Origin of the sequence: Streptomyces sp. NPDC093252, assembly GCF_040683675.1 — a bacterium.
Classification (GTDB): Bacteria; Actinomycetota; Actinomycetes; order Streptomycetales; family Streptomycetaceae; genus Streptomyces.
The window spans coordinates 21,696-38,365 of the sequence record NZ_JBFBEM010000028.1; the positions used below are offsets into that span (position 1 = coordinate 21,696).

Here is a 16,670-nt window from a genome sequence, read left to right on the forward strand (position 1 = left end):
GGCTGCCTGCCCGCGGCCGGGGCGATGCGACGGGCCGCGCCCCTCGGTGGCGAGGGAGGGGCCACCTGACCTCGCCACCCAGGCCCACGCCCCCAGGGGCGCGGGGAACTGCGCGACCAGCCCCCACCGACCCGCACGACCCCACGACCCCACGGGACCACCCCCCACCGACCCGCACGGCCCCACGGGACCACCCCCCCAACCAACCCGCACAGACCCACGAATCCCCCCCCGCCACCACCTCCCGTCCAAGCCCCCCACTCCCATATGACAACCCGCTGATCCGTCCGGGCGACCCACCCGGCGCTGCACCGGAGGTGTCACCCGGGGTGAACTAGGCTCGTCGCGACCAGCCAGGGACAGGTGCGGGCGCGGGCGGAGTCGCGGGCGCGCCGGTGGACGGGAGTGTGGCCCGTGACGGATCAGGCGGTGGACACGGACGGCGCGACGCTGTCGGGACACGCCTCGCAGGACGGCGGATTCCTGGGCCGGACACGGGAGCTGAAGGAACTGCGCGCCGACATCGAGCGCGCCGGACTCGACACCCTCGCCGGTACCAAGGCCCCCCGCGCCCGGGTCCTGCTGATCGCCGGGAAGCCGGGGTCGGGGCGGACCGCCCTCGCCGGGGAACTGGTGTCCGGGCTCGCCGACCGCTACCCGGACGGAGTGCTGCGCACCCGGCTCACCGAGCCCGACGGCACCCCCGTGCCCGTCGCCCGCGCCGCCCGTGACCTGCTCACCGCGCTCGCGCTCCCCACCCCGCCCGGCGCCGCCGAGGACGATCTCACCGCCGATCTGCGCGAAGCGCTCACCGGCCGCCGGGCCGTGCTGCTGCTGGACGACGCCGCCGACGCCGAGCAGGTCGACGCGCTGCTCCCGGACACCCCCGAGTGCCTTGTCGTCGCCGTCGCGCGCGGGCCGCTCACCGGGATCGCCGATGTCCGGCCCTGCACCCTGGGCGGGCTGGACACCAAGTCGGCGGTCGAGCTGCTGTCCCGGCACACCGGTTCGGTACGGATCACCGTCGACCCGCGGGCCGCGGAGGCGCTGGTCGAGGCGTGCCAGGCGCAGCCCGCCGCGCTGACGCTGGCCGGGGGCTGGCTGGCCGCCCGGCCCAAGGCGGCCGTCGCCGACCTCGCCAAGCAACTGCACGCCGAGGGCGACGAGGGCGGCGCGCTGGACCGCGTCTTCCGGCTGGTGTACGCCTCGCTCGCGGCCCCGGCCGCCCGGATACTGCGGCTGCTCTCCCTCGCCCCGGCCGGACTGGCCGACCCGCACACCGCCTCCGCCCTGGCCGGCTGCTCGGTCGGCGGCGCCCGCGCCACCCTGGACGACTTCGTGGCGTTCGGCCTGCTGCACCGCACCCCCGGCACCCTGCCGCAGTACGAGGTCCCCGGCTGTCTGCACCCCCTGCTGGCCGCCCTCACCGAGAGCCACGACAAGCCCGCGGAACTCCAGCTCGCCCGCGCCCGGATGCTGGAGCGCACGGTCCGGCTGCTCCAGTCCTGCCGGGCGATCACCGAGACCGACAACCCCGAGGCGCGCGAGAAGCTCCAGGGCATGCCCCGCGCCCTGCGCTTCCCCACCCCCCGGGCCGCCGCCGACTGGCTGGGCGCCCGGCGTCCCGCCCTGCTGGCGTCGGCCCGTCTCGCGGTCGCCGACGGCGAGCTGGACACCCTGGCCCGCCGGCTGATGTCCCAGTTCGTCCGGGCGATGGTGGCGCATGTCGGCACCCAGGCCGCCGCGCCCGACCTGTACGGCGTCCACGGACTCGTGCTGGATGTCGCCGAGCGGCGCGGGCTGCCCCGCGAGCGGGCGGCGGCGCTGCTGAACCTGGGCGATCTGGACGCCCGCACCGGCCGTACCGCGGACGCGCTGGTGCGCTACCGGGCCGCGCTGGACGCCGGACGGGAGGCGAACGACCCCTATGCCACCGGCCGCGCGATGGAATCCGTAGGCGGTGCCCATCAGGAGCTGGGGGACTACGAGCGGGCGGCCGACTGGTTCGGCCGGGCGCTGGCCGAGCGGCTGGCCCGCGACGAGCGCGAGGACGTGGCCCGGCTCTACGGCCGGATCGCCACCGCCCACACCTACGCGGGCCGCTACGGCGAGGCGCAGCGCAACTGGCGGGCGGCGCTCGCCGGGTACCGCAAGCTCGACGATGTGGGTGCGTACGCGCGGGCGTTGAGCGAGCTGGCCCGGGTCCAGGAGTACGCGGGACGGCCCGAGGAGTCGCTGCGCACCTGCCAGGAGGCGGTGGAGTGGGCGCGCCGCGCCGAGGACACCCGGCTCCAGGCGGCGCTGCATCTGCGGCTCGCCGACACCCTGCTGCATCTCGGCGACACCACGGCCGCCGGGCTGCACCGCAGTGCCGCCGCGCGCATGCTGGGGGAGGAGCGCCTGGACGATGACCGGGAGGCCGATATCGCCGACGCACCCAGGGAACATGCCGCTAACGCCTGCGAAATCCGTAGTGTGCCCGCTGGAGATTGATGCAATGAAAGGCTAGACAGGGAGAACACCTTCATTAAACTGGCTCTACCGCACGTTCTCCTGCGGTGTCTCCCGGTGTGCCCGTGCGTGCCCGGGTTTATCGGATATGCACCCACTCTGAGCCAAGGACCGTGACGACATGAAGGTCGGCATCCCCCGCGAGGTCAAGAACAACGAGTTCCGGGTGGCCATCACCCCGGGCGGCGTGCACGAACTGGTGCGCCACGGCCATCAGGTCGTCGTCGAGCGCGGGGCCGGCCTCGGCTCCTCGATCCCGGACGCGGACTACGTCGCGGCGGGCGCCGCGATCCTGGAGACCGCCGACGAGGTCTGGGCCACCGCCGACCTGCTGCTGAAGGTCAAGGAGCCCATCGCCGAGGAGTACCACCGGCTGCGCAAGGACCAGATCCTCTTCACCTATCTCCACCTGGCCGCGTCCAAGGAGTGCACGGACGCCCTGATCGAGTCCGGCACCACCGCCATCGCCTACGAGACCGTCGAGCTGCCCGGCCGCGCGCTGCCGCTGCTCGCCCCGATGTCCGAGGTCGCCGGGCGGCTCGCCCCCCAGGTCGGCGCCTACCACCTGATGCGCCCGGCGGGCGGTCGCGGTGTGCTGCCGGGCGGTGTGCCGGGTGTCACCCCGGCCAAGGCCGTCGTGATCGGCGGTGGTGTCTCCGGCTGGAACGCCACCCAGATCGCCGTCGGCATGGGCTTCGACGTGACCCTGCTGGACCGGGACATCAACAAGCTCCGCGAGGCCGACAAGATCTTCGGCACCCGGGTGAAGGCGGTCATGTCGAACGCCTACGAGCTGGAGAAGGCCGTCCTGGAGGCCGACCTCGTCATCGGCGCGGTCCTCATCCCCGGCGCCAAGGCCCCGAAGCTGGTCACCAACGAGCTGGTCTCCCGGATGAAGCCGGGAAGTGTCCTTGTCGACATCGCGATCGACCAGGGCGGCTGCTTCGAGGACTCCCACGCCACCACCCACGCCGAGCCGACCTTCCGGGTGCACGACTCGGTCTTCTACTGCGTCGCCAACATGCCCGGCGCGGTCCCCAACACCTCCACCAACGCCCTCACCAACGCCACCCTCCCGTACATCGTCTCGCTGGCGGACAACGGCTGGGTCGAGGCGCTGCGCCGGGACCCCGCGCTGGCCAGGGGCCTCAACACCCATGACGGCAAGGTCGTCTACAAGGAGGTCGCCGAGGCGCACGGCCTGGAGTACGTCGAACTGGTGACCCTGCTCGGCTGACCGCCGGGCCGCGTCCCCCGCCTCCCGGGGAACACCCGTCCCCACCCGCGACCCGCCCGGGAACGGCCGCCCTACGGCGAAATCGAGTCGCCGTGGAGTGGCCGTGGAGTCGTCGTCGAGCCGCCGTCGGGTCGTCGTCCGGCAAAAGGCGATTCGTCAACACACCTCGTCAACCGCACACGCCCGGCCGGACCTTGCCCGACAAGGTCCGGCCGGGTGTGTGTATGGTCACTTTGCCGCACTCGGTCAACTCGCCTCGAACGTAACCCTTGAACCGACCTTGGACCGATTCGCACACCCGGGAAACCCACCGTGCGACGGCCGTACGCCCTTGACAGAGGGATGTTTCATTGCCGACACATCCTGCCGGGTCCGGCGGATTGTGTTGCTGCGGACGCCCGACACGCCATAGAGTCGCCAACCGTCGGCAAGGTGCCACGCTGACCTGTCGATAAATGTTCCTGGTCACATCCAAGGAGGTAAGACGACTTGTGAATGAGTCGACATTTTCTCCCGGGGGTGGTCAACCAGGAAGCCTCGCGCGGGGCCAGGCTCCTGCGGGGTTCGAGGCTGTCGGCTCCGTAGCGGTGCGCACCTTCGCAGCCCACCAGGGTCTCCTCAAGCCTGGGGTGACTCAGTCAGCACACCAGAGCATGGATGGCCATCACGTGAACGCCATGACCGGCGACGGAAGTGGCGCGCCCCACAACCACTTCGCCGACTACGACGAACTGCCCGAGGGGCACTTCTACGACCCGGACGCCGAGTACGAGCCCGACCCCGAGTACGCGGCCACCCTCGCGCCCGACGCGGCCCGCCAGCGCCGCGAGCGGATCGGCCCGACCGGGCGCCCGCTGCCGTACTTCCCCATCCCGGGACCCCTGACGGACCACGGGCCCGCGAAGATCATCGCGATGTGCAACCAGAAGGGCGGCGTCGGCAAGACCACGTCGACCATCAACCTGGGTGCCGCGCTCGCGGAGTACGGCCGCCGGGTGCTGCTCGTGGACTTCGACCCGCAGGGCGCGCTGTCGGTCGGTCTCGGGGTCAATCCGATGGAACTCGACCTGACGGTCTACAACCTGCTCATGGAGCGGGGCATGTCCGCCGACGAGGTGCTGCTGAAGACCGCGGTCCCCAACATGGACCTGCTGCCCAGCAACATCGACCTGTCGGCCGCCGAGGTCCAGTTGGTCTCCGAGGTCGCGCGCGAGTCCACGCTCCAGCGGGCGCTGAAGCCGCTGCTGCCCGACTACGACTACATCGTGATCGACTGTCAGCCCTCGCTCGGTCTGCTCACGGTCAACGCCCTCACCGCCGCGCACAAGGTCATCGTCCCGCTGGAGTGCGAGTTCTTCGCCCTGCGCGGAGTCGCCCTGCTGACCGAGACCATCGAGAAGGTCCAGGAGCGGCTGAACCCGGAGCTGGAGCTGGACGGCATCCTCGCCACCATGTACGACTCCCGCACGGTGCACAGCCGTGAGGTGCTCGCGCGGGTCGTGGAGGCGTTCGACGACCACGTCTACCACACCGTCATCGGCCGCACGGTCCGCTTCCCGGAGACCACGGTCGCCGGTGAGCCGATCACCACCTACGCCTCCAACTCCGTCGGTGCCGCCGCCTATCGCCAGCTCGCCAGGGAGGTGCTCGCCCGGTGTCACGCCGAGTGAGTCTGCCGGGGGCCGACGAACTCTTCCGTACGACAGGGGGTATGGCGCTCCAGCCCTCCACGCCGCGGCGTGGACCGGGCGGGGAGCCCCGGGTGCCGGCGCCGGCCGGGGAGAGCGACCCGCAGGCCGCCGAGGACGCCCCGCACGCCGTGCCCGTCCAGGGCGGCGACGGCGACGGGGCCGAGCATGTGGCCGCGGGCGCGGAGTCGGCCGACGCGGAGGCGCGCGGGCGCGAGCGGGACCGTGAGCGCGGTGCCCGGCGGGGCGCCGCGGCGGCGCAGGAAGGTTCTGCCGCCACCGGGAACGGCTCCGCCGCCCCCCGCAAGCGCGGCCGGGGCGGTGGCACCCGCCGGCCCAGCGGGCGCGAGCGCCACGACGAGAAGATCACGGTCTATGTCTCCGCCGAGGAACTGATGGATCTGGAGCACGCGCGGCTGGTGCTGCGCGGCGAACACGGACTGGCGGTGGACCGCGGGCGGATCGTCCGCGAGGCGGTCGCCGTGGTCCTCGCGGATCTGGAGACCCGCGGCGACGCCAGCATCCTCGTACGACGGTTGCGCGGGCGGTAGCGGTAGCCTGCGGGGGCCATGACCTCCACAGATGCCGCATCCCCCGGCGACGGCCGCTCCGGCCGTCGGCGTGTGCTGGGGCGGGGCCCCGGGGTGGGGACCATTGGTTCGGCCGGGACCGCTGAAACGGTTCCTCCTCCGGCCGTGGCCGCCGCGCCCGCCGCCCATGACTCCGGTGGCACCGGTGGCCCAGAGGGCTCCGAGGGGGTGGAGGCCACCGGCGGTGCTGAGACCTCCGCAGCCCCTGAAGTCGCCGAAGCGACCGAGGTCGCCGAGTCGGCCGCGCAGGACCCGGACGACGGTGACAACGGTGGCTTCACGGTCCGGCTCGCCAACTTCGAGGGTCCCTTCGATCTGCTGCTCCAGCTCATCTCCCGCCACAAGCTGGATGTCACCGAGGTCGCCCTGTCCAGGGTGACCGACGAGTTCATGGCGTACATCCGGGCGATGGGACCGGACTGTGATCTGGACGAGACCACCGAGTTCCTGGTCGTCGCGGCGACGCTGCTGGATCTCAAGGCCGCCCGGCTGCTGCCCGCCGCCGAGGTGGAGGACGAGGCCGATCTCGCGCTCCTCGAAGCCCGGGACCTGCTCTTCGCGCGGCTGCTCCAGTACCGGGCCTACAAGCGGATCGCCGACATCCTCAGCGGGCGGCTCGACGACGAGGGCCGCCGCTACCCCCGTACCGTCGGGCTGGAGCCGCACCACGCCGAGCTGCTGCCCGATGTGGTGATCAGCATCGGGGCCGAGGGGTTCGCGCGGCTCGCGGTGAAGGCGATGCAGCCCAGGCCCCGGCCGCAGGTGTACGTCGACCACATCCACGCCCCGCTGGTCAGCGTGCAGGAGCAGGCCGGGATCGTGGTCGCGAAGCTGCGGGAACTCGGCGAGGCGAGCTTCCGGACGCTGGTCGAGGACACCGGCGACACCCTGACCGTGGTGGCCCGGTTCCTGGCGCTGCTGGAGCTGTACCGGGAGAAGGCGGTCGCGCTGGAGCAGGAGACCGCGCTCGGGGAACTGCTGGTGCGCTGGACCGGGGGCGAGGCGGAGACCGGTCCGCTGGTCACCGACGAGTTCGACCGGGCGCCGGAGCCGCCCGGGGAGGAGAAGAAGCCATGACGGACGGGGTGGCCGGGACGGCGACGGCGGCGGTGACGGGAGCCGTCGCCGAGCTGGCGCTCAAGCCCGCGCTGGAGGCCGTACTGATGGTGGTGGACGAACCCGCGACCGAGGAGCAGCTCGCGAAGATCCTCCAGCGGCCCCGGCGCCGGATCGCCGACGCGCTGCGGGAGCTGGCCGACGAGTACGCGGCGCAGGGGCGGGGCTTCGAGCTGCGGGCGGTCGCCGGGGGCTGGCGGTACTACACCCGGCCCGCGTACGCGGCGGCCGTCGAGGGCTTCGTCCTGGACGGGCAGCACGCCCGGCTCACCCAGGCCGCGCTGGAGACCCTCGCGGTGGTCGCCTACCGCCAGCCGGTCAGCCGCAGCAGGGTCTCCGCGGTGCGCGGGGTGAACTGCGACGGGGTCATGCGGACCCTGCTCCAGCGCGGGCTGGTCCAGGAGGCGGGCACGGAACCCGAAACAGGTGCGATCCTGTACACGACGACGAACTACTTCCTGGAGCGGATGGGCCTGCGCGGCCTGGACGAGCTGCCGGAACTCGCGCCCTTCCTCCCCGAGGCGGAGGCGATCGAGGCCGACACCCTGGAAGGGGTGCCGTCGTTCGACCCGGACGCGCCCGACGCCCCGGGCGCAGACGACGCGGACGACTAGACGGAACCAGACGGAACCTTTGATGCGAAGCAGTGGTAGCGGCAGCGGCAGCGCCGGCGGTGGCGGCGGCAGGAGCGGCAGCGGCAGGAGCGGCGGGCGCGGCACCCCCCGCGGTGCCGGGAGCGGCAGGGACCAGCGGCAGGGCCAGGGCCAGAGCCAGGGCCGCCCCCGCAAGCCCCGCCCCGAGGAGCGCCGCTACGACGTGGGCCCCGGGGCCACCCAGGACGGCCCGAAGGCCGGGCGCGGCGGCGCGGCCCGCGGCGGCGCCAAGGGCGGCCCCAAGCAGGGCCAGCCCGCGCGCGGCCGGACGGCCCCCGGGCGCTCGCGCGAGTACGAGGCGCGGGCGGAGGAGCGCAACCGGGAGCGGTACGCGGGGAAGAAGGAAGTGAAGGTCCCCAAGACCTTCCCGGGCGCCGAGCAGGAGGGCGAGCGGCTCCAGAAGGTGCTGGCGCGGGCGGGCTACGGCTCGCGGCGGGCCTGCGAGGAGCTGATCGACCAGGCCAGGGTCGAGGTCAACGGCGAGATCGTCACCGAGCAGGGCAAGCGGGTCGACCCGGAGCGGGACGAGGTCAAGGTCGACGGACTGACCGTGGCCACCCAGTCGTACCAGTTCTTCTCGCTCAACAAGCCGGCCGGGGTCGTCTCCACCATGGAGGACCCGGAGGGGCGGCAGTGCCTCGGCGACTACGTCACCAACCGGGAGACCCGGCTCTTCCACGTGGGGCGGCTGGACACCGAGACCGAGGGCGTCATCCTGCTCACCAACCACGGTGAGCTGGCGCACCGGCTGACCCATCCCAAGTACGGCGTGAAGAAGACCTATCTCGCGCACATCGTCGGCCCGATCCCGCGCGATCTGGGCAAGCGGCTCAAGGACGGCATCCAACTGGAGGACGGGTACGCGCGCGCGGACCACTTCCGGGTCGTGGAGCAGACCGGCAAGAACTACCTGGTCGAGGTCACCCTGCACGAGGGCCGCAAGCACATCGTGCGGCGGATGCTGGCCGAGGCCGGGTTCCCGGTGGACAAGCTGGTCCGGGTCGCCTTCGGCCCGATCACCCTGGGCGACCAGAAGTCGGGCTGGCTGCGGCGGCTGTCCAACACCGAGGTCGGCATGCTGCTGAGCGAGGTCGATCTGTAGATCAACCACCGTCCTCGCGGACATCAGCGGTGGCGCGGCACGGCCGGTCCTGGAATTCTCCGGGACCGGCCGATGTCTTTGGACCGCCCGGCCGGTCTGTATCGGGTACCGGTGACGGCGGGTCTGCATCGAGTACCGATGACGGCCGGTCTGTACCGGGTACGGGTGGCGGCCGGTCCGGGGCACGGACGGGTCCGGGACGACGGACGACCGGCGCCGGGAGCGCCGGACGGCCAGCGGAGGGAGCGCCGGATGACCCACGGCAGAGAACGCCGGATGAGCCACGGCAGAGAGCGCCGGACGACCCATGGCGGGGAACGCCGGACGACCAACGGGAGGGAGCGCCCGATGACCGGGACGAGGACGCGGGGGACGGACACCGATCCGGGGGAGCTGCTGGAGCGCTCCCTCGCCTACGCGCTGGGCAGTGTGGCCGGGGTGGAGGGCGTGAGCCCGGGGCGGCACACGCCCTGCCCCGGCTGGGACCTGGGCGCGCTGCTGGGGCATCTGGACGACGCCCTGGACGCGCTGTACGAGGGGCTGACGGGCGGGGTGATCGGGCCGTTCCCGGGAGCGCCGGAGGCCGCCGCGTGCGGGTTCCGGCGGCGGGCGTGCGCGGTGCTCGGGGCGTGGGCCGCGGGGGCGCCGGAGCGGGTGGCGGTCGGGGACCGGGCGCTGCCGTCGCGGGTGATGGTCGCGGTCGGGGCGGTGGAGATCGCCGTGCACGGGTGGGACGTGGGGCAGGCGGGCGGGCGTCCGGTGCCGCTGCCGGTGCCGCTGGCGGCCGAGCTGCTGCCGGTCGCCCGGCAGGTGGTGGCCGACGCGGACCGGGGCGTGCGGTTCGCGGCGCCGCTGGCCGTACCGCCGTCCGCGGGGGCGGACGAACGGCTGCTGGCGTTCCTGGGGCGCCGGAGCGGCTGAAAGGGGTTGTCGCCGACCCACCCCCTTATTTATAGTCGTCCTGACTATTAATAAGGGGGCGTGAGCATGACCGTCGGGTACGACAAGCACGCCTACGAGCCCTTCGCGGTCACCGTCGATCTCGCCGTGCTCACCCTGCGCGCGGACGTCCTGCGGGTGCTGCTCGTCCGGCGCGGGCAGGAGCCGTACGCCGGACGCTGGGCGCTGCCCGGCGGGTTCGTGCGGCCCACCGAGTCCGCCGAGACGGCCGCCCGGCGCGAACTGGCCGAGGAGACCGGGCTCGCGGACGTCTCCGGGCTGCACCTGGAGCAGCTCCGCACCTACAGCGACCCCGGCCGCGACCCCCGGATGCGGGTGGTCTCCGTCGCCTTCGCCGCCCTGCTGCCCCACCCGCCCGCACCGCGCGGCGGCGGCGACGCGGCACTCGCCGACTGGGTCCCGTACGCGGACGCGCGCGGCCTGGCCTTCGACCACGACCGGATCCTGGCCGACGCCCACGACCGGGTCGGCGCCAAGCTGGAGTACACCTGCCTCGCCACCGCCTTCTGCCCGCCCGAGTTCACCCTGGGCGAGCTGCGGCGGGTCTACGAGAGCGTCTGGGGCACCGAGCTGGACCCGCCCAACTTCCGGCGCAAGGTCCTCGCCACCCCCGGTTTCGTCACCCCCGTGCCCGGCGCCGCCCGGCTCACCGGCGGGCGCGGCAAACCGGCCGCCCTGTACCGCGCGGGCCCCGCCACCGCACTGCACCCGCCCCTGCTGCGACCGACCCGGGAAGGACACCCCGCATGAACGCCATACCCCCGTCGCCCACGACGGCCGTCCGCAAGCGCGCCGCCACCGGGTCCCTGCTCGGCCTCGCCCTCGGGGACGCGCTCGGCTTCCCGACCGAGTTCAACGACGTACCGGCGATCCTCGCGAAATGCGGGCCCTGGCGGGAGATGGCGCTGCCGCGCCCGGCGTTCGTCACCGACGACACCCAGATGACCCTGGCCGTCGGCCGGGCCGTCCGCACCGCCATGGACCGGGGCGTCCTCGGACCCGAGAGCCTCACCGGGCCGCTGAGCGAGGAGTTCACCGCCTGGTACCGCTCCCCGGACAACGACCGCGCCCCCGGCCGCACCTGCCTGGCCGCCTGCGAGCGCCTCCTGGACCCCGGGCTGCCCTGGCAGGACGCCTCCGAGATCCACTCCAAGGGCTGCGGGGCCAATATGCGGGTCGCGCCCCTCGGACTGGTCCCCGGCCTCAGCGACGAACAGCGCGCCGGGGCCGCCCAGTTGCAGGCCGCCCTCACCCACGGCCACCCCACCGCCCTCGCCGCCGCCGACCTCACCGCCCACGCCGTCCGGCTGCTCTCCCAGGGCGCCGAACCGACCGGCCTGGTCGGACTGCTGCGCTCGTACGCCTACGACAACCGGGGCCGGTACCACGAGCGGTGGCTCGGCGATCTGTGGACGCGGGGACAGGACCCGTCCGCCGCGCACTACATCGGACGCGGCTGGGACGAGTGCCTCGCGGCCCTGGAACGGCTCGGGAGCGCCGTCCGGACCGTCTCCCCGGAGACCGACCCCTGCCTGGCCACCGGCGAGGGCTGGATCGCCGAGGAGGCGCTCGCCACCGGGCTGCTCTGCTTCCTGCTCTTCGTCGGCGAACCGCTCACCGCGCTGCGCCGGGCCGCCTGCACCTCCGGCGACTCCGACTCGATCGCCTGCCTCACCGGCGCGTTCGCCGGGGCGTATCTCGGCGCCGGGGCGTGGCCCGCCGAGTGGGCCGACCGGGTCGAGCACCAGGGGGAGCTGGTGACACTGGGCGCGCTCTGGGACGCATAGCGTCACAGTAGGGATGACCTGCGGTTTTCCGGCTTGCCCGGCCGCCCGGTCGCGGAACGGGAGCCGTCACGTGACATTGGCAGGGTCGGGGCCGGAGCCGCGTCCTGCGCCCGGCCGCACTCTCGAAAGGCGCGATCATGGCGGGAAACGATCTCGGCAGTCTGCTCGGCGGCCTCCTCGGCGGCGGCAAGCAGCAGAGCGGCGGCAGCGGCGGGAGCGGCGGTGGCAGTGCGAGCGGCGGTGGCGGGAGCGGCGCGAGCGGTGCGGTGGCCATCCTCGGGTCGCTGCTCGGGTCGCTGATGGCGAGCAAGGGCGGGACCGGCGGGACCGGCGGGACCGGCGCCGCGGCCACCGGCGGGGCGGCCCAGAACCCGCTGGGCGGGCTGGTCGACCTGCTCCAGAAGTCCGGGCTGGTCGACCAGGCGCAGTCCTGGATCAGCCAGGGCCAGAACAAGCCCGTCAGCGGCGCCCAGATCAAGGAGGCGCTGCCCGACGAGACCCTCAGCCAGGTCGCCCGGGAGTCCGGCGTCAGCACCGACCGGGCCGCCGACGAACTGGCCTCCGTGCTGCCCCAGGCCGTCGACCGGCTCACCCCGCAGGGAGAGGTCCCCTCCGGGTCGCTGGAGGACATCATCAAGCAGCAGCGGCTCTGAGCACCGGGCCGGACCGGGCCGGGTCCCACCCGGCGCTCGCGGCGCCCGTCCGCCCCCGTCTCAGCGGACGGGCGCCGCACCGCCGCCCTCCCCGCCCTGACTAGGCTGGACGGGCGTGACCGGCGGTGGCCGGACCCGCGTCGCAGCCGCCCTTCGCAAGGACACGCCCCGTGAGAACCGCACTCGTCATCGGCACCGGCCTGATCGGCACCTCCGTCGCCCTGGCCCTGGTCCGGCGCGGGGTCACCGTCCACCTCGCCGACCACGACCCCGAGCACCTCCGCACCGCCACCGCCCTGGGCGCCGGGACCGACGAGGCACCGGACGGCCCGGTCGACCTGGTCGTCGTCGCCGCGCCGCCCGCCCATGTCGCCGCCGTCCTCGGGGACGCCCTGCGGCGCGGCGCCGGACGCGGCTACCTGGACGTGGCCAGCGTCAAGGGCGGCCCCCGCCGCGCACTGGAGGCCCAGGGCCTCGACCTCACCGCCTACATCGGCACCCACCCCATGTCCGGGCGGGAGCGGTCCGGGCCGCTGGCCGCCAGCGCCGATCTCTTCGAGGGCCGCCCCTGGGTGCTCACCCCGACCCGGGACACCGGCACCGAGGTCCTGAACCTGGCCCTGGAACTGGTCTCGCACTGCGCCGCCGTCCCCGTCGTCATGGACGCCGACGCCCACGACCGGGCCGTCGCCCTCGTCTCCCACATGCCCCACCTCGTCTCCTCCCTGGTCGCCGCCCGCCTGGAGCACGCCGAGGAGGCCGCCGTACGGCTCTGCGGGCAGGGCATCCGGGACGTGACCCGGATCGCCGCCTCCGACCCGGCGATGTGGATCGACATCCTCTCCGCCAACCCCGGGCCGGTCGCCGACCTGCTCACCGATGTCTCCGCCGACCTCGACGACACCGTCCGCGCCCTGCGGGCCCTCCAGTCCGCCGACGAGGCCAAGCGGAGCGAGGGCGTCGACGGCGTCCGGGACGTCCTGCGGCGGGGCAACGCCGGACAGGTCCGGGTCCCCGGCAAGCACGGCTCCGCGCCGCGGGCGTACGAGGTCGTGGCGGTCCTCATCGACGACCAGCCGGGCCAGCTCGCCCGGATCTTCGCCGACGCGGGGCTCGCCGGGGTCAACATCGAGGACGTCCGCATCGAGCACGCGACCGGGCAGCAGGCCGGACTGGTGCAGCTCATGGTGGAACCGAAGGCGGTACCCGTGCTGAGCGCGGCGCTGCGGGAGCGGGGATGGGCGCTGCGGCAGTAGCGCCGGACCGCCCACCTCGCGCGTGGGCCGACGAGTGACCCGTACGCAGTAACCTTGTCCGGGGCCCCGTACCAGCCCCCGCATCCCGTCCGTGCCCCCTCGCACCGCACCAGGAAGGTGTCCCTCCGTGGAAAACGGCGCCGCCCAGCCCGTGATTGTCGCTATCGACGGTCCCTCCGGCACGGGGAAGTCGAGCACGTCCAAGGCTGTCGCCGCTCAGCTCGGGCTGAGGTATCTGGACACCGGGGCCCAGTACCGGGCCATCACCTGGTGGATGGTGAGCAACGGGATCGACATCGACGACCCCTCCGCCATCGCCGCCGCCGCGGGCAAGCCCGAGATCGTCTCCGGGACCGACCCGGCCGGACCCCTCATCGAGGTGGACGGCGTGGATGTCGCCGGGCCGATCCGGACGCAGGAGGTGACCGCCAAGGTCAGCGCGGTCAGCGCGGTCCCCGAGGTGCGGACCCGGATCACCGAACTCCAGCGGACCATCGCCGCCGGGGCTGAGAGCGGCATCGTGGTCGAGGGACGGGACATCGGCACGACCGTGCTGCCGGACGCCGACGTCAAGGTCTTCCTCACCGCCTCCGCCGAGGCCCGCGCCGCCCGCCGCAGCGCGGAACTGAAGGGCGCCGACCTCGCCACCACCCGCGAGGCCCTGGTCCGGCGGGACGCCGCCGACTCCGGCCGCACCACCTCCCCGCTCGCCAAGGCCGGGGACGCCGTCGAGGTGGACACCACCGAACTGACGCTGGCCCAGGTCATCGAGTGCGTGGTCACCCTCGTCGAGGAGAAGCGGGCCGAGCGGTGACCGATCTGCCCACCACGCGCAGCGCCGACATCGGCCGCCGGATCGGCGTGCCGCTGATGTACGGGCTCTTCCGGCCGCGTGTGCTGGGAAGCTGGCGGATGCCCGCCGCCGGGCCGGTGATCCTCGCAGTCAACCACTCCCACAACGTCGACGGCCCCATGGTCATGGGCGTCTCGCCGCGCCCGGTGCACTTCCTGATCAAGAAGGAGGCGTTCATCGGGCCCCTGGACCCCTTCCTGACCGGCATCGGCCAGCTCAAGGTGGACCGGGACAGCACCGACCGGACCGCCATCACCCGGGCCGTCGGCGTGCTGGAGCAGGGCGGCGTCCTCGGGATCTTCCCCGAGGGCACCCGGGGCGAGGGCGACTTCGCCGCGCTGCGCGCCGGGCTCGCCTACTTCGCGGTCCGGGCGAACGCCCCGATCGTCCCGGTGGCGGTCCTCGGCAGCACCGAGCGGCGCGGACGCCTGGTCAAGGCCCTGCCCCCGCTCCGCAGCCGGATCGACGTGGTCTACGGCGACCCCTTCGACGCGGGCGACGGCAGCGGCCGGCGCACCCGCAAGGCCCTGGACGAGGCCACCGAACGCATCCAGAAACAGCTCACCGCCCACCTGGAAAACGCCAGGCGCCTGACCGGGCGCTGAGCGACACTGAGTAGTGGATCAGCTCCGTGAGACCGCCGACCGGGCGGCGGAGCGCTCCACGATCACCACGATGAACAACGAGGTACGGACTTCATGAACGACGACATCCACTCCGCGGGCTCGCCGGACGGGCACGACCACGGAGCGCTCGGCGACGCCGAGTACGCGCGCTTCATGGAGCTGGCCGCCGAAGAGGGCTTCGACATCGAGGACGTCGAGGGGGCGATCGAGGAGGCGGGTCACGGCCCGCTGCCGGTGCTCGCCGTCGTCGGCCGCCCCAATGTCGGCAAGTCGACGCTGGTGAACCGGATCATCGGGCGCCGCGAGGCCGTGGTCGAGGACAAGCCCGGTGTCACCCGCGACCGGGTGACCTACGAGGCCGAGTGGTCCGGCCGCCGCTTCAAGGTGGTCGACACCGGCGGCTGGGAGCAGGACGTCCTCGGGATCGACGCCTCCGTCGCCGCCCAGGCGGAGTACGCGATCGAGGCCGCCGACGCGGTGGTCTTCGTGGTCGACGCCAAGGTCGGCGCCACCGACACCGACGAGGCGGTCGTCCGGCTGCTGCGCAAGGCCGGGAAGCCGGTCGTGCTGTGCGCCAACAAGGTCGACGGCCAGAGCGGCGAGGCCGACGCCGCCTACCTCTGGTCACTGGGCCTCGGCGAGCCCCACCCGGTCTCCGCGCTGCACGGCCGGGGCACCGGCGACATGCTGGACGCCGTCCTGGAGGTGCTGCCGGACGCGCCCGAGCAGTCCTTCGGCACCGCCGTCGGCGGCCCCCGCCGGATCGCCCTGATCGGCCGCCCGAACGTCGGCAAGTCCTCGCTGCTGAACAAGGTGGCCGGGGAGGAGCGGGTCGTCGTCAACGAGATGGCGGGCACCACCCGCGACCCGGTGGACGAGCTGATCGAACTCGGCGGGATCACCTGGAAGTTCGTCGACACCGCCGGTATCCGCAAGCGGGTCCACCTCCAGCAGGGCGCCGACTACTACGCCTCGCTGCGCACCGCCGCCGCGGTCGAGAAGGCCGAGGTCGCGGTCGTCCTGATCGACGCCGCCGACTCCATCTCCGTCCAGGACCAGCGGATCGTGACCATGGCCGTGGAGGCCGGGCGGGCGCTGGTGCTGGCCTTCAACAAGTGGGACACGCTGGACGAGGAGCGCCGCTTCTATCTGGAGCGGGAGATCGAGACCGAGCTGGGCCAGGTGGCCTGGGCGCCGCGGGTCAATGTGTCCGCGCGCACCGGCCGTCATATGGAGAAGCTGGTCCCGGCGATCGAGACGGCCCTCGCGGGCTGGGAGACCCGGGTCCCGACCGGGCGGCTCAACGCCTTCCTCGGCGAGCTGGTCTCCGCCCATCCGCACCCGGTGCGCGGCGGAAAGCAGCCCCGGATCCTCTTCGGCACCCAGGCGGGCACCAAGCCGCCCCGGTTCGTCCTGTTCGCCTCCGGGTTCATCGAGGCCGGTTACCGCCGGTTCGTGGAGCGCCGGCTGCGCGAGGAGTTCGGCTTCGACGGCACCCCGATCCACATCTCGGTCCGGGTCCGCGAGAAGCGCGGCGCCAAGAAGAAGTAGCCGGCGGCAGAGCACAACGGAGGAGGGGGGGGGGGGGCGGACCCGGCGCCCCCCCCGCCCCCACCTCGAAGCACTAAATAATCCCCC

At 73.4% G+C, this 16,670-nt stretch carries 15 protein-coding genes; all 15 read left to right on the forward strand.

What is annotated here, in order from left to right:
• Positions 1-414: 414 nt before the first annotated feature.
• The 15 genes from AB0O01_RS36145 to der all read left to right on the forward strand — a co-directional run bounded on the left by AB0O01_RS36145 (position 415) and on the right by der (position 16,583).
• Entirely contained in the window at positions 415-2,493 is a 2,079-nt protein-coding gene (locus AB0O01_RS36145; protein ID WP_365320312.1) for a tetratricopeptide repeat protein, read from the forward strand.
• 139 nt (positions 2,494-2,632) lie between these two features.
• Positions 2,633-3,748 carry an alanine dehydrogenase gene (ald, locus tag AB0O01_RS36150; protein ID WP_365320314.1) on the forward strand — a complete coding sequence of 372 codons (1,116 nt, stop codon included), beginning with the start codon at positions 2,633-2,635 and terminating at the stop codon, positions 3,746-3,748.
• 491 nt (positions 3,749-4,239) lie between these two features.
• Positions 4,240-5,418 carry a ParA family protein gene (locus AB0O01_RS36155; RefSeq protein WP_365320316.1) on the forward strand — a complete coding sequence of 393 codons (1,179 nt, stop codon included), beginning with the start codon at positions 4,240-4,242 and terminating at the stop codon, positions 5,416-5,418.
• Positions 5,403-5,987 carry a hypothetical protein gene (locus tag AB0O01_RS36160; RefSeq protein ID WP_365320318.1) on the forward strand — a complete coding sequence of 195 codons (585 nt, stop codon included), beginning with the start codon at positions 5,403-5,405 and terminating at the stop codon, positions 5,985-5,987. Before AB0O01_RS36155 ends, AB0O01_RS36160 begins: the two co-directional genes overlap by 16 nt.
• Before the next feature lie 18 nt (positions 5,988-6,005).
• Entirely contained in the window at positions 6,006-7,103 is a 1,098-nt protein-coding gene (locus tag AB0O01_RS36165) for a segregation/condensation protein A (RefSeq protein WP_365320319.1), read from the forward strand.
• Positions 7,100-7,756: an SMC-Scp complex subunit ScpB gene (gene scpB, locus AB0O01_RS36170; protein ID WP_365320321.1), complete on the forward strand. Its 657-nt coding sequence runs from the start codon at positions 7,100-7,102 to the stop codon at positions 7,754-7,756. The genes AB0O01_RS36165 and scpB overlap by 4 nt, the downstream gene beginning before the upstream one ends.
• 22 nt (positions 7,757-7,778) lie before the next feature.
• Positions 7,779-8,897, forward strand: a complete 1,119-nt coding sequence (locus tag AB0O01_RS36175; protein ID WP_365320323.1) for a pseudouridine synthase — start codon at positions 7,779-7,781, stop codon at positions 8,895-8,897.
• Between the two features lie 252 nt (positions 8,898-9,149).
• Positions 9,150-9,818 carry a maleylpyruvate isomerase family mycothiol-dependent enzyme gene (locus AB0O01_RS36180; protein ID WP_365320325.1) on the forward strand — a complete coding sequence of 223 codons (669 nt, stop codon included), beginning with the start codon at positions 9,150-9,152 and terminating at the stop codon, positions 9,816-9,818.
• A gap of 66 nt (positions 9,819-9,884) precedes the next feature.
• Complete coding sequence (locus AB0O01_RS36185; RefSeq protein WP_365320345.1) at positions 9,885-10,607, forward strand: NUDIX domain-containing protein; 723 nt, start codon at positions 9,885-9,887, stop codon at positions 10,605-10,607.
• On the forward strand, positions 10,604-11,644 hold the full coding sequence (locus tag AB0O01_RS36190) for an ADP-ribosylglycohydrolase family protein (RefSeq protein ID WP_365320327.1): 1,041 nt from the start codon (positions 10,604-10,606) through the stop codon (positions 11,642-11,644). The genes AB0O01_RS36185 and AB0O01_RS36190 overlap by 4 nt, the downstream gene beginning before the upstream one ends.
• Positions 11,645-11,781: 137 nt before the next feature.
• The gene (locus tag AB0O01_RS36195) at positions 11,782-12,297 is read left to right on the forward strand and encodes a YidB family protein (protein WP_365320328.1); all 516 of its coding nucleotides are present in this window, start codon (positions 11,782-11,784) and stop codon (positions 12,295-12,297) included.
• A 170-nt stretch (positions 12,298-12,467) separates the two neighbouring features.
• Entirely contained in the window at positions 12,468-13,553 is a 1,086-nt protein-coding gene (locus AB0O01_RS36200) for a prephenate dehydrogenase (RefSeq protein WP_365320330.1), read from the forward strand.
• Positions 13,554-13,680: 127 nt separating this feature from the next.
• Positions 13,681-14,367 (forward strand): (d)CMP kinase, encoded by a 687-nt coding sequence (gene cmk / locus AB0O01_RS36205; protein ID WP_365320332.1) that lies wholly within the window; start codon positions 13,681-13,683, stop codon positions 14,365-14,367.
• Positions 14,364-15,011: a lysophospholipid acyltransferase family protein gene (locus AB0O01_RS36210; RefSeq protein WP_365320333.1), complete on the forward strand. Its 648-nt coding sequence runs from the start codon at positions 14,364-14,366 to the stop codon at positions 15,009-15,011. The genes cmk and AB0O01_RS36210 overlap by 4 nt, the downstream gene beginning before the upstream one ends.
• A 93-nt stretch (positions 15,012-15,104) precedes the next feature.
• Positions 15,105-16,583, forward strand: coding sequence for a ribosome biogenesis GTPase Der (gene der, locus AB0O01_RS36215; protein ID WP_365320335.1), 1,479 nt, complete (start codon positions 15,105-15,107; stop codon positions 16,581-16,583).
• Positions 16,584-16,670: the final 87 nt, after the last annotated feature.